Below are 18,394 nucleotides of genomic sequence, written 5' to 3' on the forward strand. Positions count from 1 at the left end.
AACACAAGCATTTTACATGCAGAGGTTATGACTGCATACGCTCAAGCTTGAGCAACAACGACTGGAGGGAACCCGATGCTTCAACCTATCGTAGTGGAAAGAATATTGCAGGCTGCGCTGGAGACAGGCGGCGATTTTGCAGAGATTTTCGTAGAGGATCGTACCGACCGCGATCTGGGAATGATCGGTGGTGTACTGGAGCGCGCCTTATCCGGGCGCGACTATGGCATTGGGATTCGCATTTTGAAAGGTGTATTTTCCGTCTATGCGTACACAAGTGATCTGAGTGAGGACAATCTGCTTCGTACAGCACGCAAAGCAGCAGGTGCACTGGATGGGTCTAAGCTGGATACGGTAATTAACTTTGATCGCTTGCAGGTAGAAAATCGCCATCCGGTGCTACAGCAACCATCGGCAGCACAGCATAGCCGTAAGCTGGACATTATGCGCACGGCGCACGAGGCGCTCAAGCAGGGGCATCCGCTTATTGAGCAGACCTCGGTCGGTTTATTAAGCTGGCAGCAGAAGGTGCTGATCGCCAACTCGGAAGGGCTATGGGCAGAGGATACACGCACCTATACACGTCTTCGTCTGAGTGCGGTAGCGGTAGATGGCTCCAATCGTCAATCCGGTATGCGTGCTCCTGGCGCACTGGCTGGCATGGAATTTGTCGAGGGACTGGATATTGCAGCCGAAGCGGCAGAGGCAGCTCGCATTGCAGCTACGATGGTGAAGGCAGGCTATGCGCCAAGTGGTAAGCTACCTGTCGTCATCGAAAATGGCTTTGGCGGCGTATTGTTCCACGAGGCTTGTGGTCACGGTCTGGAAGCGACTGCGGTCGGTGTGAACGCATCGGTGTTCGCAGGAAAGCTAGGCGAGCAGATTGCCTCGCCACTGGTTACCGCTATCGACGATGGTACGATTCCGAATGCATGGGGCTCGCTCAATATCGATGATGAAGGCATGAAGACCCAGCGCAATGTGCTGATCGAAAATGGAATATTAAAAGGCTATCTGATCGACCGTGTTGGCTCGCGCCGTATGAATATGGCACCTACAGGCTCGGGTAGACGTCAATCGTACCGTTTTGCACCTACCTCGCGTATGAATAATACCTTTATTAGCGAAGGGGATTCTACGCGTGAACAGATGATCGCAAATACCGAATATGGTATCTATGCGCGTTCACTTGGCGGGGGCTCGGTGAATACGGCGACGAGTGATTTTAACTTTGCTATAAATGAAGCCTATATGATTCGTAACGGGAAAATTGCCGAGCCGATCAAAGGTGCGACATTAATCGGTAAAGGGATTGATACGCTGCAAAAGATCGATATGGTTGGCGGTAATCTGGATCATGGACAGGGCATGTGCGGTTCGGTTAGCGGTAGTCTACCAGTGAACTGCGGTCAGCCAACACTGCGCGTATCTGAGATGACCGTTGGCGGTAGAAAGGGGGAGTAAGCGATGAAGATTACACAATTTCAGGAGCGATTGTTTGAACAGGGACGCGAGTATGGATACACCGATATGGAAATCTATTATTCGGCCAGTCGCTCGGTAGCCGTGACCGTACGCGCTGGAGAAGTGGACAGCTATCGTGTAGCGGAGACGAGTGGTCTTTCCTTTCGCGGATTAATTCGTGGACGTATGGGCTATGCATCGACCGAGCAGTTGGAGACAGACAGCATTAGCTTTTTGCTAGAGGAAGCAGCAGGCAATGCCGCCGTGCTCGATACCGACGATGATAGCGATCTATTCGGTGGCTCGGATCAATACCCACAGCTTCAGACGTATACAGCTGGATTGCTGGATACACCGCCGGATAAGCTGATCGCCGCAGCGAAGCAGCTTGAACAGCTTGTGCTGGATGCTGATGAGCGCATTACGATGGTACGTCAGAGCTCAGCCAGTGTACGAGAGCATGAAGTACTGATCGCCAATACGCGCGGACTACATTGCCACCAGCAGGATAGCGTCGGCAGTATGAGTGTATACGTGCTGGCAGGAACCGAGAGCGAGACGGTAAGCGGTGGCTGGTTTGACTATGATCTGAGCAATTTTGAAGCGATTGATCCACAGCAGATTGCTGAACGGGCTGCGTATGAAGTGGTGTCCAAGCTGGGCGCTTCCTCCATGCCGTCAGGCATGGTTCCAGTCATCCTACGCGAGGATGCGGCATCTTCATTGCTGGCTGCTCACGCTTCGATCTTCTCAGCAGAGCAGGTAGAAAAGGGCTTCTCCAGTCTGGTCGGCAAGCTAGGTGAGACCATCGCAGGCAGCAATATCACACTGGTGGACGATCCGCTGATGGAGCGTGTGCCTGGCACAACGACCTTTGATGCGGAGGGAGTAGCAGCGAGCCGCAATGTGCTGATCGAGCAGGGCAAGCTGAACACCTTCCTTCATAATCGTAAAACAGCTGCCAAAGCCGGTACGACCACGACTGGTAATGCAGCTAGAGGCGGTTATAAAGGCAAGCTGGGTGTATCACATCATAATCTGTATATCGAGCCAGGCACACGTAGCCTGAAGCAGCTAATCGCAGATATAGACTATGGCGTACTCATTACTGAGCTGCACGGCTTACATGCAGGTACGAACCCAACAAGTGGGAACTTTTCACTAAGCTGCATTGGTTATTTGATCGAAAATGGAGCCATTGCCCGTCCGGTGAATCAGATCACCGTGTCCGGTAATTTCTATGAGCTGTTAAATGATGTGGTGGAGCTGGGCAATGATGCGCGCTTTACCGGCAGCTGTACATCGCCGTCATTGCGTGTGCGGGAGCTGTCGATCTCGGGTTCGTAGTGGTGAATTCGGAGTTTAAAAGCTCTAAAAGCTAAAAGCTAAAAGCTAAAAGCCTCATACTATCCACTTGAAAGAACTCAAAAGCCCTGCAAGGCAGTATAACATACTCTCGTTGAAGAGCATGTTATACCAACTTTGCAGGGCTTTTCCAATACAATCTCACACTTTTAGCCGAAGCTGCCGAATCACTGCGGTCATTAACACGATCATCCCTACGCCAAAGCCAGCTATCGATAAAGGAGCCAGTACAAACCGCATCAGCTCCCCTTGAACGAAAAAGCTAGTCAGCATCACGATCATACAGATCACGGTAAAAATACTCACGCTCACCATACTCACCACATCCTGCAAGCTATGCGGATCTTCACGTGCAATCGTAATTCGATTGTCTTTAAGCAGCGGTAGCTCTAGCAATTTGGGCACATAATCCTCTAGCTTTCCTTTTACCTTGCTAATCCGCTCCTTAATCAACTGTCCCTTATTGATCTGACCGCTATACGATTGACTTGCAGCAGATAAAGAAAAGGTCGGATTAACAGAGGATAGTGTGCCATCCAGTGTAATTATCGCACGAAATGCTCCAGCGACAGTTGGCTTTAATGACATTCCCATATCAGTAACCATCGCCATCAGTCGCTTCATCATCACGCTGGTAGGATTGGAGGAAAAGGACGCTTCCATTAATAATCGACTGAGCCGCCGCTCCATCTGTCGTTCATCTAACAAATTTGAATCCTCGCAAACCTTCATCAAGCACTGCACCATCTGCTTCGTATCCCGATTGCCATAGCCGATCAAAAAGATCAGCATCCGACGGCACCGTTGCCTGATTAAAATATGTAAAAGATAATATCCCTGTTACCGCCGACACGCTAAGTAATACCGATAAACTAAGCTTAACATGCGCCTGCCGAAACGTACTCATATTGCCAATAATAAAATAGAAAATAAACGCAACGACCAGAATACTGCTTAAATAAAACTGCTCCAGTACCTGCCAGATCATACTAACAACAAGCGAACTCAATAACGAAACCATCACCTTATGCCGCGACCGAAAAAAAGAAGCCATCACCCAGAACACGACAAAAAAGACAAGCCACGTTACAAAAAAGAACACGCTACATCCCACCTGTCCCATAATAACCTTCACTACCGTGATCCTATTCCACCACAAGCAACAAAAGTGAATCTTTTCCCAAACTCAATCAAACCCATCGTAGCCCCATCAATATCTCCCCCTACCATAGCACATTCCCAACGCAATCGGAAATAAAGTCAAACCACGTCTAACTCACTATTGTCTATATGTATAGAATACCCCTCCATAATTCAGAAGCTACCTTACGTAAGACAAAAATAGGGCGATTGATCAAATAACGCCGAATATCTAATCACTATTTAGAAGTGCAACACTGCAATTCAACTACAGCTCAAAAAGGTCATAAAATGCCAATCTAAATTTGCATTAGATTAAAAATTCAAGATAATTTGGCAGTAGCAGTAGCAGTAGCAGTAGCAGTAGCAGTAGCAGTAGCAGTAGCAGTAGCAGAGAAAGGCTAGAAGTATAAGCAATCAGTTCTGAACTTAAATAATGATGCATCAGGCACGGAACGGAGGGAAGGAAATAAGGGAAAAGGACGATTTTGGAGGGGCGGGAATCTACCTTCACTCCTAATCCAGTAGATTCCCGCGGCTCCACTGAGTCCGTTCCCTTATTCCTTCCCGGAGTGGTTGCCTGCCCACAACTTTATTGCAAATTAACACTCCCCCCATCATTTGATGCTACAATATGACAAACTACCAATCACCACCCTGACAAACCGTGCAAAATACAAATGTTCAGCACAATAATCCATTCTGAACACCAGCTAACAATTCTATACTGACGATACATTGCACGATACGTAGCGATATCGCTACACTCAGTTGACAGAACGAACGGAGGACAACAATGTATTTACATGGAACGAGCACAATCAATAACGAAGGCCATCTGGAAATCGGTGGCTGTGATACAGTAGAGCTGAAAGAGCAATACGGCACCCCTCTATACATTATGGACGAGCAACTGATTCGTCAGCGTTGTCGTGAATATATGGATGCTTTTCGCGCGACAGGCATGGAGTTTCAGGTAGCCTATGCGAGTAAGGCATTTTGTACGATGGCGATGTGCCGTATCGTGGAAGAAGAAGGACTATCGCTGGATGTTGTTTCCGAGGGAGAACTTCATACTGCACTACAAGCAGGCTTCCCATCTGCACGTATTCATTTCCACGGTAATAACAAAACACCGGATGAATTGGAAATGGCACTGGATGCAGAAATTGGCTGTTTTGTCGTTGATAACTTTATCGAGATGCAGATGCTGGATGCGATCGCAGCGGAAAAAGGCTTGAAGCCGGGTATTCTGCTCCGCGTCACCCCCGGTGTAGAAGCTCATACGCATGAATTCATTTCCACCGGACAGGAAGATTCCAAATTTGGCTTTGATATCGGAAATGGCTCGGCAGAGGAAGCTGTCAAACTGGCTCACAAGCTGGAGCATGTCGAGCTACTTGGACTGCATTCGCACATCGGATCGCAGATTTTCGAGGTGGATGGATTTCAGGTTGCTGCGCAGCGTGTAGCTGATTTTGCTCGTCAGTTGCAGCAGGAGGTTGGTGTTACGTTTAAAGTGATCAATCTTGGCGGCGGCTTCGGTATTCGTTATACCGAGGAAGATAGCCCACTGGATGCGGCGGAGTATGTACAGGCAATTGCCGATGCGGTGAAGCAGCAATTTGCTGGTCTGGAAGGACAATTACCGCAGATCTGGATTGAGCCGGGACGTAGCATCGTAGGTGATGCAGGCACGACATTGTACACGATTGGCACGAGCAAGGATATTCCGAATGTACGCAAATATGTCGCTGTAGATGGCGGCATGACGGACAATCCACGTCCTGCGCTCTATGATGCAGTGTACGAAGCTGTGCTGGCGAATCGTGCGAATGATGAAGCGACCGAGCTTGTATCTGTAGCAGGTAAATGCTGCGAGAGCGGCGATATGCTCATCTGGGATATCGAGCTGGCAGAGCCGATGGCAGGCGATCTACTTGCCGTTGCGTGCACGGGTGCATACAATTATTCGATGGCTAGCAACTACAATCGAATTCGTCGTCCAGCAGTCGTGCTGGTACGCGATGGAGAGAGCGATCTGATCGTCGAGCGTGAAAGCTTTGAGGATATTACGCGTAATGATGTGGTGCCTGCGCGTTTGCGTAGCAGCGTTTCTGCTCAGCGCTAAGCGCTAGAATTGGCTTTACCCTTTACGCGTACAGACATTTCATAGTAAACTGATAGGGTGCTGTGCCACGGCTGTACTGCTGCGGGCATGGCATCCTGTATTTATGATGCGGGCCTATAACCGAAGGGTGAGGGAGCAGGAGCTGCATACGGCGTACAAGCAAGCTTGCATGTAGGCAGTAGCAACGAGCGCTGCGTTAACCTTTTCGTCGCAGTTTTATCCATCCGGCATGAACATCATGCCCAATGCTGAGAGGAGATAGATGTAATTATGACAAAACAGGCTAAAATCAAACTGGCAAACGGTGGCGAGGTTGTCATCGATCTGTTCGATCAAGATGCTCCCAATACGGTAGCAAACTTTGAAAAGCTGGCTAATGATGGCTTCTATAACGGTCTGAGTTTCCACCGCGTTATTCCAGGCTTCGTAGCACAGGGCGGTTGCCCGAACGGTACAGGTACAGGTGGCCCGGGTTACACAATCAAATGTGAAATCAACCCGAACAAGCATGAGCGTGGTACACTGGCTATGGCTCACGCAGGTCGTGACACAGGCGGTAGCCAATTCTACATCTGCTACCAACCACAACCACACCTGGACGGTCAACATACCGTTTTCGGTAAAGTCGTAAAAGGTATGGAATATGTAGATGCATTCCAGGGCCGCGACAAAATGGAAACTGTTGAAGTTGTAGAAGCTTAATTCTACGTATTCGATACTATAGGATAAAACAAAAGCGAGGGCTGTGTTAAGCAGCCTTCGCTTTTTTGTGTATTTGGGTATCGGTTCGTTTATGTGATTATGTCGTGCTACAGGATGCTACGCTGTAATTTTAGAAGGGATTACATGAACGGTAGTTTAACAAATCCTGCTTATGCTACACTAGCAGAGTGAACTTTTGATCATGATTACCCTAATAAATGATGGACTCTAGATGAATAGGCTGCATAATTATTGTGCTTTATGTTGCTCAAGCTGCACAGCTTGTGCTGCAAGAAAAATGCCAATATAACTGCATTCTGAGACGTATATTCATCCAGTGAGATCGAATTGAAATTTATTAATGACCGGGCGAAGGAGAATAGATATGACAGCAACTTTATACATAAATGGACATTTTCACCCTGAAATAGGCGTACCGAATGGAACAGAAGCGATCTACGCCGAAAATGGAATCATTCGCGCACTGGGTAGTCTTGACGAGCTACAGCTACAACTGAGCGGACGGAGCTACACGACGGTGGACTGGGACGGCGGTTATGTATTGCCGGGACTGGTCGATTCGCATATGCATCTATCCATGCATGGTATGAAGCTGTCGATGCTCGACTTCACGGATGTACGCTCCAAGCATGAGATGCTGGAGCTAATCCGTCAGCGCACTGCGATCACGCCACCTGGAGAATGGATTGTCGGACTGAACTGGAATGAAAATGCGTTTACGCCAGCTGTACCACCACTGCGTGACGAGCTGGATGAGATCACAACCGAGCATCCGATTTATTTGACTCGTACATGCTTTCACGCTTTTCTTGCGAACAGTGAAGCTTTCCGCAGAGCTGGAGTGCACAGCGACACACCTGATCCGCCATCTGGTTCATTTGGGCGAGATTCCTCGGGTGAGCTGAACGGCTGGGTATATGAAGAAGCGAATCAAGCCTTTGTCGCGGTACAGCCAGAGCCGGATTATGCCACCAAAAAGGAGGCGATTCGCCGTGCCTGTAAGGATGCGTTGCGCTTAGGGTTGACCGGAGCACATACCGAGGATTTACGTTTTCTCGGTAGCATCGACACAATGTTGCGCATTCACCGCGAGCTGCGCGAGGAAGGCTTGCGTTTCCGTAGTCATCAGTTGATTTATTATACACATCTGGATGAAGCAGAGTCACTCGGAATGCGTGCAGGGGATGGAGACGAATGGCTTCGGATTGGTGCTGCCAAAATTTTCTCCGATGGCGCAATTGGTGGACGAACAGCATTACTTCGTCAGCCGTATGCCGATGATCCGTCAACTTCTGGTATGGCGATTCACGACCAGCAGCGTCTGAATGAGCTGACTGCACGCGCACGAAGTCTTGGTTTCCCGATTGCAGTTCATGCGATTGGGGATGGTGCTGCGGATATGACGCTACAGGCGATGGAGGCGTATCCGTTAACAGGAATCAGCCATTTGCCAGACCGCTTCATTCATGCACAGGTACTGGATCGGGAGCTCCTTGAGCGTATGCTTCGATTGCCGCTTATTGCAGATATTCAGCCACGCTTTGTAGCCAGCGATTTTCCATGGGTACTGGATCGTGTAGGCGAGCAGCGCACCGAGTATTTGTATGCATGGAAAAAAATAATCCAAGCGGGTGTAATCTGTGCTGGCGGCAGTGATGCGCCGATCGAGCCACTCGATCCGTTACTTGGTATTCATGCAGCCGTTACTCGCCGTCATCCTCGGCATGTGGAGCCAGCCGAAGGCTATTTGCCACAGGAACGGCTTAGCATTGCCGAGGGTGTGAAGCTGTTTACAGACGGGAGCGCCGCTGCGGTCAGTGAGCAAGCACAGCGTGGGACGATCGCTGTCGAGAAGGCTGCTGATTTTACTGTGCTGGATCGGAATATTTATGAGCACTCACAGCAATTGCTTGAAGCAAAGGTACGCATGACGATTGTGAATGGTGAGATTGGGTATCGTGCAGATTGATAAAGGTCAATCTCGATGAGCTGCCGTAAGGATAGGTGCGCCGACCTGAGCTATCATTTGGCGTAGACCGATAAGAATGATGTGCCACTTTACTATGTTTATATAGTAAGAACACATACACCTACTGCTTATAGTCGGCTAGCAACCGAGTAGCCAGGTAGCCGAACGGTTAGTATAGAGATCGATTACTCTTAGTTAAAATAAGCCGCTGACTCGATGAATAGTCAGCGGCTTATTTTTAATATGACTGAAAATACGGCATGATGAATGATCTTTTTCACATTCGGATATACGTGTTCGTTAACAGCTACTGACTTATAACTCATACCGCGCCTTGATACCAGCGATAATCTCGTGAATCAGTGGGAACACATAGCCATTCGTGAAAATGGATGTCTTGGCTGCGGCTCGCACCTCCAGAATTGCTTGATCGGCTGTATGGATTAGCTCGGTATCCTCGGTTGTTTTGATTTTGGCGAGCCATGCTCTAGCGATACCTGCTTTCTGGCTGGCTTCTTTGTTCAAAAAGGACTGATTATACAACAGATCAAGCTGCTGCTTCAAAAATCCCATTTGTGCCGCAAAGGTTTCGCGAGCACGCCGTATACGAGCATTCTGGATTAATTCCTCATCCTCTGCACTGAGTGTAAAGTTGCTGGCTTTTACATTGCTAAAGTTAATACTAGGATAGATTGCTTCAGCCACGTAGGCATAGTTCGCCAGATTAAAGTCCTTTTGCAGGACATGTCCGGCTTCTTTGGAGCTTGTTATATCGACAACGCCAGCGCGAATCACACCCAGCTGATCCTGTACACGCAGTACAAAGTCAGGGCGCGCATTGCCATGTGTCTCCTGCGCAGAATATCCGGCTGCACCAGAAACGCCCTGCGTGACCATATCCTCGATCACATAGCCGGTAGTCATCGCATTTGGATTATTCAGCCAATTCGTATAGTGCCCGGTCGTTACGCCCTCATCCTTTACCAGACCTGGATTGTCGGTTTGTAGCGCTTGAAGGGTGAGTGTATGTGCGGCGGTAGTTAAGCTATCCAGTTTATCTGCCATCTGCTCAAAGGTTGCAAGGTTCGCATGATCCTCTTTTGGGCGGAAACGCTTTTTCTGACGCTGCATAATCGCACCTGTAGCCTGATTACCAAGCACCTTTTGCAATTGAGCAATCGGATGAGCATGAGCTAGCGCAGTAACAGGTGAATTTTGTGGTGTCGAACGAACGGGTGTAGGTACAGGCAATTTATGTGGACGAAGGGTAGGAAGCTCTCTCAATAGGTTCACCTCATCAAATTGGAGTAAATAGATGATCGGTTGATTGGCGGAGCGTTGCTGCTAGAGCATGATCGTGAGGTAGACATTATGCATAAAGTTAGCCCTATCATACAGTGAAATGACCTGTACTGCATCTATAATTTTGCGAATGTATAACGTATAAGGATCGCAATAGTAGCGATGTTCTCTGAAGCTTCATTTATTTAGATATTTAAATTTTTAGATACGGGGCATATTGGGGATTAACATGGACAAAAATAGGGTAATACTACAATCTGCTTCATGCTATACGCCCTATTTTTGTCATAGTTGTCTCTTTTAAGCTCAAACCATAATAAAAGAATATCATAATATAAGTTGAATATATAAATTAAATGATCAGATATTGATGTATGGATTTTTGTCATTATAGGCGGGGTGGTTTTCCATACGGTTCCAATAGAATAGAGTATTGATGAAGGTTTATACAGCTTGTGAATAGATCAAAGCGATCTGTATGTTTAGTTGGTTTATCTACATAAAAAGTATACCTACGATAGAGCACCCTATTTTTGTCCATCTTGCCTGCAAATATACGTCTGCCTGTGAATTTGTAACATGAATTTTTAAAAATGAGTCTCGGATTACTCGCATTACAGACAAGATTAATATGGACAAAAATGGGGTAATAGTGTGGTTAACTTAACACTGTCGACCCTATTTTTGTCATAGTTGACGTGAAGTCGAATGAGAATCTGCTTGCATATAGCGATTCTGCTTATTTTCACAGCGATCTATGCACAGTGCGTAGTTCGAAAAGCGATTTTTCTAACTATGCTTTATTTCCACCCTATTTTTGTCCATTTAAAAAGCCAGCATCCATCAAGGATACTGGCTCTTCATTATTTCACTACGATCTTTCTCGTAGGTATCAATATATCAACACAGATACATGATCAAAAAGGCAATTCCTGTTCACCCTGTAATACTCAATCCAGATCCGTCTGCTGTTCACAATACAGCTCAAACGTATAATCCTTAAAATATTTCTTCTGAATATACTGGATAAAATAGCCTCCACTCTCGCTGAAAGGATCTAATATCTCATCATCCACAATCTCAATGCCCAGCGTGCGTACGCTGTATTTCAGCCCTTCCAGCTCCTGCTCCAGCTGCTGGGGCGATAAGCTAATAATATGTTGCTGAACCTGCTGCGATAGCTCCTGAATGTAGGATTCCATCAGATCAATACCGATTTGCTTCGCCTGCTGTGTAGCGAGCTGTTCCTCTTCCAGACCAGAGCGTTTTTTGCGATAGTCGGTTTTTAATGCTGACATCGTATAGGCAGGAATATCCTTGATTCTGCCACGCTTGGCATCACTGCGAACAACCTCTAGATTCTCTGCGATATAGTTCTTATCGTATTGCGCCAGCACCTGGTCAATCGCCTTTGCTTGCAAGCCGAACTCTTCCTTGAGCTGCTGACGAAGTCTGGAGGAGGTATGGTGGCGAGCGCCAGCAGGCTTGTCTGGATGGTTCAATACACTTGACTTGGCGTCAGCCGATTTGCTGGTCAGAAGGAATTTGATCTCTGTAATTTTGCGTCCGGTTTTCATTTCCTCGAATGAAAATGAAATATCGGTATGCTTGTTGATTTCCTGCTGTGCTTTGACGAGAACACGCTTTTTAAAATCAGCATAGACCGGATATTGATCTTCAATGCCAAGTAGCTCCTTGAGCCGCTGTACGGTAAACGTACGACTGCCGATTCGCTCATATTGCTTGAGCAATTCGTAAATGCGCATCGCATACGCGCTTTTGAGCTTGATAATATCGATCAGTCGATAGGTAGTGAATTTCTCCTTCAATTGAAGCAGATAAGGCTTGAGCTTGGGCGAAAATTCCACCTCGACTACACCTTCACCAGGAAAATATTCCGCAGATGCGAGCCACGTTACCTGCAAATTATCATGCAAATAAAAAGGCTGCGACATCAGGCTATATGTATAATCTTTAATTTGCTGATGAATATTTTTATTTTTCACGCCGATCATCTTAGCAAATTCAGAAATTTTGAAGCGATATGGCTTAAAGTCATCGTCATTGGGAGAAAGCGTGCTGATTAATACAATAATAATCCGCATTTCAACGACCCCTAATTTCAATGGTGTCTCGATCAGGTTGTTTGATTTCGTAACGAGGTTGTTGCCGCGCATTTCAATTCCTCCACAACAGATAATAAAGCCAATTATATAGTATAAATGAGGAGAAAAATAGGGCAGAAGCAACAACTCGTACCTTGTGATGTTTTACTCCTGTTTTACAATTCTTGTTTATCATGTTTTAAAGTATTTACTTGTTTTATAGAGCTAGAAAGTCAGTGTTATCAAGGTGTTTTCGTTGTTGATCAGGACAACTTTAGGGTAAAGGAGGACATTTTTAGGGTGTTTAGTGGACGTTTTTAGGATTAACTGTAGACAAATGTAGGTTGTAAGCATGGACAGAAATAGGACAAAGACAGACTATTTTAGGGTCAAAGAGGACAGATTGAGGGTCACCATAGTCAAAAATAGGGCAAAAATGTAGCATAGACGGTAGATACCCTATTTTTGTCATAGTTCGAATGCAAGTGTAGCTAAAACTGTTAAAATGTAATTTATGAGACCGATTCGTATAGATTCCACCCTAAATATGTCCATAGTACAATCGAGACTTGACCACCCATTTGCAAACCAGATGATACATATTAAATCGTTCGTATCAAACGGTACAAACCGGACAAGTCTTATGCCAGAAAAGTCTTATGCAATGAAGATGAACAGCTCCGATAGCGCTCAGCCATATTCGTGGCTGCCCTTCATACCTCTAGTTTGATACTAGTCCTTCAATCGCCGCTTAGTCACGCTCATCAATACGTATAACAATATTCCCGAACTGCTGACTCTGCTCCATGTGTTTAAAAGCGAGGTCAATCTCAGACAATGGATAGACGCTATCTATAACTGGACGAATGCTGTGCTGCTCCAGTAATGCCATCATTGCGGCAAATTCTTCATGACTTCCCATCGACGTACCTTTAATATTCACCTGTGGGAAAAATAACGATCGCATCGGAATAGTGATATCATCTCCAGAGCTAGCTCCGAATACGACAATCGTTCCATTAGGCTTAATGACTTCAAAATATTGTGAAAAGGTTGCCGGGCCGATGCTATCCAGAATGAGATCGACCGCATTCATCCCAATAGCCTGTACCCAGTCGGCATGACTATCAAGCGCAGATGTAATCGGCAAGTCCAAAGCCTTTTGGCGCTTAACTTCACTTCTGGAGGTGACGGTGACATGAGCACCAATTGCAGCTGCCATCAATGCGGCAAATGTCGCAACACCGCCGCTAATTCCCGGAATCAGTACATGCTGTCCTGGCTGCAATTGCCCCTTTGTAAATAAAGCGCGATAAGCGGTAAGAGCAGCAAGCGATAATCCACCAGCTTCTTCCCAGGATAGATATGGGGGCTTGCGAATAACATTTTCTTCTGGCACAATGACATATTCAGCTAATGTTCCCGCAGTCGGGCCACCAAGTATATTAGGAACGGTGGGTACCTGTTTGGTTTTAGCCCAGTCTAGACAGGGATTAATAATTACTTCGGAGCCAATAAGCAGCTCGTCTACGCCTTCACCGACGGCTTCGATAATGCCTGCACCATCGGAGCCGAGGATCAATGGAGAGTCCGCGTCTGTTCGCTCTGCCATCAAAAATAAATCCCGATGATTTAATCCAGCAGCCTTCAGTCGTATTTTGACTTCGCCTGCGCTGGGCAGCCCTTCGGGTAGCTCTGTCTGCTGTAGGGAATGTATACCTGAACCACCTGCATGTATGATTGCTCTCATCTCAAGCCTCCTGTTAGGATAATGTTAGATTGTTAGATTTCAAGTATATAGGCTACGCCTACATAGCATAAGTATGCACATTGAGGTTATAGACTAACCTTTATGTTAGTAATAGGAGGATCGATATGGACTTTGACGTGAAGTTTGGAAGCTGTCCCATCTACTACACCATTTCGAAAATTGAAGGCAAGTGGAAGTGGGTAATTTTGTATAAGCTGCATAAATCGAAGGTGATTCGGTACAATCGACTATGGGATGAACTCAAGCCCATCGCCCATCGTACACTCAGCCGACAGCTCAAAGAGCTGGAAGCGGATGGACTTGTTCACCGGGAGCAATATAATGAAATTCCGCCCAGAGTGGAATATTCATTAACTCCAGTTGGAGAGACGCTGGCACCGATTCTGGAACTGATGTCCGAATGGGGAGCAGAGCAGTTGAATCATTGTAATTCCAACAGTGTGGATAAGCTTTCTTGATTTTCGATCATCAAGGTGATATGATTTCACCATTACGCTGCATGTATGTCAGCAGCAGGTAATGAGTAAGTGACACCACAACTTCATAAGTTTTGTCCTCGGGGCGGGGTGTAATTCCCCACCGGCGGTGTTGAGATGATAGATGGCGAATTGCCGTCTGCAAGCTCTAAGTCCGTGACCCGGCGAGCATGATGTCATGCTTGGCGGTGGATCTGGTGAGAATCCGGAGCCGACAGTATAGTCTGGATGGGAGAGGAAAAGGACAGGTCTGACGCATGTGTAGGCGCTGTTCGTATGGAGATTCATGCACGCTTGTTCAGGCATGGATACAGGATTGCCGACTGGAAATGGCTTGTTTGCTATATTTCTTTATTCGGGCACATCCGTATATCATTATCATTGGTCTGAATAGCGAAATGGGCTGTCGTATGCCTATTTGCATGATCATGTCTGCCGAATCAAAGGTATTACTTGTGAATACCATTGTTTGCGTATGAACTGAATCCATATTTCTGTCTATTTATGATGCCCCGTAGTACCGGTATGTTGCCGGTCTGCGGGGCTTTTCGCGTTTTCGGATTGTTCATGAAGTATAATTTTGTTACTATGTTATAAATGGTAACTTAATAAACTGTAGGATTTGATCTTTCACCTCCAGCTTTCATCATTTCACTGAGCTTCTTTTTATAAAAGGCGAATGAAACGTGAACGATGCGGTATGGATGAGATAACAGATCAGATCACATTTGTACAATACGAAGGAGCCCTGAAGATGAACTTATTAAACGATGAATTTTATATGTCACTTGCACTGGATATGGCGGAGCGCGCCCAGGGACAGACGGAGATTAACCCGGTCGTCGGCTGTGTAGTTGTGAAGGATGGGCGAGTCGTTGGTATGGGCGCCCATTTGAAGCGTGGCACTGGACATGCGGAGGTGCATGCTCTCACTATGGCTGGCGCTGAAGCGAAGGGAGCTACAGCCTATGTCACGCTGGAGCCTTGCAGTCATTATGGCAAGACACCACCATGCAGTGATCGACTGATTGCCGAAGGGGTTAAGCGTGTCGTGGTCGCCGCGGTCGATCCGAATCCGCAGGTAGCCGGTTCAGGCATTGAGCGTCTGCGCAGTCATGGTATTGAAGTCGTAACTGGCGTGCTGGCGAAGCGTTCGGAGCGTCTGAACGAGACATTTAACAAGTACATTACGACCAAGCTGCCATTCGTTACACTCAAGACAGCAAGTACGCTCGACGGACGTCTTGCTGCCCGTACAGGTGACAGCAAATGGATCTCCAATGCAGCCGCTCGTGAACGTGTACACGCGATGCGTCATCGTCATCAGGCAATTATGGTTGGCATCGGCACAGCGCGCGCAGACGATCCAGAACTGACGACTCGTACCGAGGTGCCAGGCTTGAATCCGATTCGTATCGTGATCGACTCGAAGCTGCGCATCGATAATGAAGCACGACTGCTTGATACAACACTGGCACCGACCATCGTAGTGACGACTGCACAGGCAGATCGCGCACATATAGCAGAGCTGGAAAGTCGTCATGTACAGGTGCTCATCTGCGGTGAAGGCGAGCATGTCGATCTGCATCTAGCGATGCGTCGTCTTGGTGAGCTTGAGATTTCTTCCATTTTGCTGGAGGGTGGCGGCAAGCTGAATGGGGCGATGCTCGAAGCAGGCTTGGTGGATCGGATTACGCTCTTCTTTGCACCGAAGCTGATCGGCGGCAACCTGTCTACATTCGTATTTGATGGCTTTGAGAAGATGAATCAAGCCGTGACACTCGATGAGGTTGAGGTCGAGACGCTGGATGACAATGTGTGCATCAGCGGACGTGCGTTATATCATCATTTGTAAAATTGGCAAAGGCAGGTGATCCTCCATGTTCACCGGATTAATTGAGGAAATCGGTACGTTGAAAAAAATAGACCGTCGCGGCGAAGCGATGGTGCTTGGTATTCAGGCATCCCATATTATGCATGGGCTAGCACTGGGCGATAGCATTGCCTGCAATGGCGTCTGCCTGACTGTAACGACGATTGCAGGCTCGATCTTTACAGTAGATGTGATGCCAGAAACGTATCGTCTGTCCAGTCTCAAGGAGCTGCGTTCGGGAAGTCCGATCAATCTGGAGCGTGCGATGGCAGCGAATGGGCGCTTTGGCGGTCATATCGTGCAGGGTCATGTGGATGGCGTGGCGACGATTGAAGGGATTGAGAGCAACCAGAATGCGGTAATTTTCCATATCAAGCCTCAGCATAGCGAGCTATTCCGCTATATTATTCCCAAAGGCTCAATTGCCGTCGATGGCATCAGTCTTACCGTTGTATCCGTTGATAACGGTAGCTTTACCATCTCGATCATTCCACATACGCTCAAGGAAACGGTGCTCGCGCATCGTAAGCCGGGCGATACGGTCAATATCGAATGCGATGTGCTGGGCAAATATATCGAGCATATGATGAATTACCGTCAGTCGACACCGAATGATGCCCAGTCTTCACGTGGTAGCGGCTTGACGGCGGATTTTTTACAGCAAAACGGGTATATGTAACCTACACGTACGAATAGCAGTGCATCCTGATAGACAGAAGGAGGCGGAGCACATGAGTGACGAACTTACCGGTCTAAGCCGCATTGAGGATGCTGTGCATGATTTGCAGCAGGGAAAGGTCATTATTGTGGTGGATGATGAGGATCGGGAAAACGAAGGCGATTTTATCGCGCTGGCTGATCATGCAACACCCGCGATCATTAATTTTATGGTGACCGAAGGACGTGGCTTGGTCTGCTTACCGATCACAGCCGAGCGTGCACAGGAACTGAAGCTGGAGCCGATGGTGCAGCAAAATACGGACTATCACGGTACAGCCTTTACCGTTTCGATTGATCATGTGGATACGACAACTGGCATTTCCGCTTATGAGCGCTCGCTCACAGCGATGGCGATCACGAATCCAGCAGCAGGCTCAGAGCATTTTCGCCGTCCAGGGCATATGTTTCCACTCATTGCGAATCCGGGCGGTGTGCTGGCACGGCCGGGACATACCGAAGCGGCTGTCGATCTGGCACGTCTGAGTGGTGCGTATCCGGCAGGCGTCATCTGCGAAATTATGAATGAAGACGGCACGATGGCACGTCTGGATCAGCTACGCACGCTGGCACAGAAGCATGATCTCAAGCTGATCAGCATTCAAGAGCTGATCCATTATTTGCAAAAGCATGAGAGTGAGCTACAAAGTAATTAAATTTCAGGTCAATCAGTATACTATCCCATACACTAACCAAAGCGAGGAATCCAACTATGGCGAATATTTTCGAAGGACATTTAGTTTCTCAGGGGCTGAAATTCGGTATCGTTGTCGGACGTTTTAATGAATTTATTACCAACAAGCTGCTCAGCGGTGCACTGGATGCACTGCACCGTCATGGTACAGCACAGGATGATATTGATATTGCCTGGGTACCTGGTGCATTCGAAATTCCGTTAATCGCCCAAAAGATGGCGGAATCAGGCAAATACGATGCAGTCATCACACTGGGCACAGTGATTCGCGGTTCAACGACGCACTATGATTATGTGTGCAACGAAGTAGCCAAAGGCGTTGCAGCGATCAATCTGAAAACAGGCGTACCCGTCATTTTCGGCATTGTAACGACAGAGAGCATTGAGCAAGCGATCGAGCGCGCAGGTACCAAAGCCGGCAACAAAGGCTGGGATTCGGCGAATGCGGCGATCGAAATGGCCAATCTGTCCAGCCAATTCAAGAACTAATCCGCATAAACGCATATCAAAGTTCACAAAAAGAGGCCATCCAAAGAGGATTAGGCCTCTTTTTGCTGAATATGTATAGTCATGTCTTCACATTAAGGATAAAATAAGGTTGGTGTGATATGTTAGTTATGCGTATGCCTTATACGATAACCAAGCATGATACCGACCGATATTG

At 47.3% G+C, this 18,394-nt stretch carries 14 protein-coding genes, 1 pseudogene and 1 riboswitch; of the genes and pseudogenes, 10 read left to right on the forward strand and 5 right to left on the reverse strand.

Going from position 1 to position 18,394, the window contains the following annotated elements:
- Positions 1 to 75 precede the first annotated feature (75 nt).
- Positions 76 to 1,464 carry a TldD/PmbA family protein gene (locus IEX62_RS09650; RefSeq protein WP_188775250.1) on the forward strand — a complete coding sequence of 463 codons (1,389 nt, stop codon included), beginning with the start codon at positions 76 to 78 and terminating at the stop codon, positions 1,462 to 1,464.
- 3 nt (positions 1,465 to 1,467) lie between these two features.
- Positions 1,468 to 2,811 (forward strand): TldD/PmbA family protein, encoded by a 1,344-nt coding sequence (locus tag IEX62_RS09655; protein WP_188775251.1) that lies wholly within the window; start codon positions 1,468 to 1,470, stop codon positions 2,809 to 2,811.
- A 159-nt stretch (positions 2,812 to 2,970) separates the two neighbouring features.
- On the opposite strand, the gene IEX62_RS09660 is transcribed toward IEX62_RS09655, so the two are convergent.
- Together IEX62_RS09660 and IEX62_RS09665 are read right to left on the reverse strand one after the other, a co-directional pair.
- Complete coding sequence (locus tag IEX62_RS09660) at positions 2,971 to 3,537, reverse strand: hypothetical protein (RefSeq protein WP_188775252.1); 567 nt, start codon at positions 3,535 to 3,537, stop codon at positions 2,971 to 2,973.
- Entirely contained in the window at positions 3,527 to 3,931 is a 405-nt protein-coding gene (locus IEX62_RS09665) for a hypothetical protein (RefSeq protein WP_188775253.1), read from the reverse strand. The genes IEX62_RS09660 and IEX62_RS09665 overlap by 11 nt, the downstream gene beginning before the upstream one ends.
- An 834-nt stretch (positions 3,932 to 4,765) precedes the next feature.
- Here IEX62_RS09665 and lysA point away from each other — a divergent pair.
- The 3 genes from lysA to IEX62_RS09680 all read left to right on the forward strand — a co-directional run bounded on the left by lysA (position 4,766) and on the right by IEX62_RS09680 (position 8,792).
- Positions 4,766 to 6,100 carry a diaminopimelate decarboxylase gene (lysA, locus tag IEX62_RS09670; RefSeq protein WP_188775254.1) on the forward strand — a complete coding sequence of 445 codons (1,335 nt, stop codon included), beginning with the start codon at positions 4,766 to 4,768 and terminating at the stop codon, positions 6,098 to 6,100.
- A 270-nt stretch (positions 6,101 to 6,370) separates the two neighbouring features.
- On the forward strand, positions 6,371 to 6,802 hold the full coding sequence (locus IEX62_RS09675; RefSeq protein WP_188775255.1) for a peptidylprolyl isomerase: 432 nt from the start codon (positions 6,371 to 6,373) through the stop codon (positions 6,800 to 6,802).
- A gap of 385 nt (positions 6,803 to 7,187) precedes the next feature.
- Complete coding sequence (locus IEX62_RS09680; protein WP_188775256.1) at positions 7,188 to 8,792, forward strand: amidohydrolase; 1,605 nt, start codon at positions 7,188 to 7,190, stop codon at positions 8,790 to 8,792.
- 315 nt (positions 8,793 to 9,107) lie between these two features.
- On the opposite strand, the gene IEX62_RS09685 is transcribed toward IEX62_RS09680, so the two are convergent.
- From IEX62_RS09685 to IEX62_RS09695, 3 genes are all read right to left on the reverse strand, one after another.
- Positions 9,108 to 10,076 carry a hypothetical protein gene (locus IEX62_RS09685; RefSeq protein WP_188775257.1) on the reverse strand — a complete coding sequence of 323 codons (969 nt, stop codon included), beginning with the start codon at positions 10,074 to 10,076 and terminating at the stop codon, positions 9,108 to 9,110.
- Between the two features lie 968 nt (positions 10,077 to 11,044).
- Positions 11,045 to 12,271 (reverse strand): replication initiation protein, encoded by a 1,227-nt coding sequence (locus IEX62_RS09690; RefSeq protein ID WP_188775258.1) that lies wholly within the window; start codon positions 12,269 to 12,271, stop codon positions 11,045 to 11,047.
- A gap of 679 nt (positions 12,272 to 12,950) precedes the next feature.
- Positions 12,951 to 13,949, reverse strand: coding sequence for a zinc-binding dehydrogenase (locus IEX62_RS09695; RefSeq protein ID WP_188775259.1), 999 nt, complete (start codon positions 13,947 to 13,949; stop codon positions 12,951 to 12,953).
- A 125-nt stretch (positions 13,950 to 14,074) separates the two neighbouring features.
- Between IEX62_RS09695 and IEX62_RS09700 the strand changes: the two genes are divergently transcribed.
- From IEX62_RS09700 to ribH, 5 genes and pseudogenes are all read left to right on the forward strand, one after another.
- Complete coding sequence (locus IEX62_RS09700; protein ID WP_188775260.1) at positions 14,075 to 14,428, forward strand: winged helix-turn-helix transcriptional regulator; 354 nt, start codon at positions 14,075 to 14,077, stop codon at positions 14,426 to 14,428.
- Between the two features lie 90 nt (positions 14,429 to 14,518).
- Positions 14,519 to 14,690: riboswitch (FMN riboswitch) on the forward strand.
- A gap of 510 nt (positions 14,691 to 15,200) precedes the next feature.
- A complete protein-coding gene (gene ribD, locus IEX62_RS09705) occupies positions 15,201 to 16,301 on the forward strand; it encodes a bifunctional diaminohydroxyphosphoribosylaminopyrimidine deaminase/5-amino-6-(5-phosphoribosylamino)uracil reductase RibD (RefSeq protein WP_188775261.1) in 1,101 nt (366 codons plus the stop codon).
- A gap of 25 nt (positions 16,302 to 16,326) precedes the next feature.
- Positions 16,327 to 16,998, forward strand: a complete 672-nt coding sequence (gene ribE, locus IEX62_RS09710; RefSeq protein WP_188775262.1) for a riboflavin synthase — start codon at positions 16,327 to 16,329, stop codon at positions 16,996 to 16,998.
- Positions 16,999 to 17,050: 52 nt separating this feature from the next.
- Positions 17,051 to 17,671, forward strand: a pseudogene (gene ribB / locus IEX62_RS09715) (3,4-dihydroxy-2-butanone-4-phosphate synthase); the annotation flags it as partial.
- A gap of 77 nt (positions 17,672 to 17,748) precedes the next feature.
- Positions 17,749 to 18,219 (forward strand): 6,7-dimethyl-8-ribityllumazine synthase, encoded by a 471-nt coding sequence (gene ribH / locus IEX62_RS09720; RefSeq protein WP_188775264.1) that lies wholly within the window; start codon positions 17,749 to 17,751, stop codon positions 18,217 to 18,219.
- Positions 18,220 to 18,394: the final 175 nt, after the last annotated feature.

It is taken from the genome of Paenibacillus hunanensis (assembly GCF_014645615.1).
GTDB classification, from domain to species: Bacteria; Bacillota; Bacilli; order Paenibacillales; family Paenibacillaceae; genus Saccharibacillus; species Saccharibacillus hunanensis.

What these genes read in the sequence shown, in the direction of transcription:
- IEX62_RS09690 (WP_188775258.1), bottom strand. Translation starts at nt 12,271, where the DNA reads ATGCGCGGCAACAACCTCGTTACGAAATCAAACAACCTGATCGAGACA.
- IEX62_RS09650 (WP_188775250.1), top strand. Translation starts at nt 76, where the DNA reads ATGCTTCAACCTATCGTAGTGGAAAGAATATTGCAGGCTGCGCTGGAG.
- lysA (WP_188775254.1), top strand. Translation starts at nt 4,766, where the DNA reads ATGTATTTACATGGAACGAGCACAATCAATAACGAAGGCCATCTGGAA.
- ribE (WP_188775262.1), top strand. Translation starts at nt 16,327, where the DNA reads ATGTTCACCGGATTAATTGAGGAAATCGGTACGTTGAAAAAAATAGAC.
- IEX62_RS09655 (WP_188775251.1), top strand. Translation starts at nt 1,468, where the DNA reads ATGAAGATTACACAATTTCAGGAGCGATTGTTTGAACAGGGACGCGAG.
- IEX62_RS09680 (WP_188775256.1), top strand. Translation starts at nt 7,188, where the DNA reads ATGACAGCAACTTTATACATAAATGGACATTTTCACCCTGAAATAGGC.
- IEX62_RS09695 (WP_188775259.1), bottom strand. Translation starts at nt 13,949, where the DNA reads ATGAGAGCAATCATACATGCAGGTGGTTCAGGTATACATTCCCTACAG.
- IEX62_RS09675 (WP_188775255.1), top strand. Translation starts at nt 6,371, where the DNA reads ATGACAAAACAGGCTAAAATCAAACTGGCAAACGGTGGCGAGGTTGTC.
- ribH (WP_188775264.1), top strand. Translation starts at nt 17,749, where the DNA reads ATGGCGAATATTTTCGAAGGACATTTAGTTTCTCAGGGGCTGAAATTC.
- IEX62_RS09700 (WP_188775260.1), top strand. Translation starts at nt 14,075, where the DNA reads ATGGACTTTGACGTGAAGTTTGGAAGCTGTCCCATCTACTACACCATT.
- ribD (WP_188775261.1), top strand. Translation starts at nt 15,201, where the DNA reads ATGAACTTATTAAACGATGAATTTTATATGTCACTTGCACTGGATATG.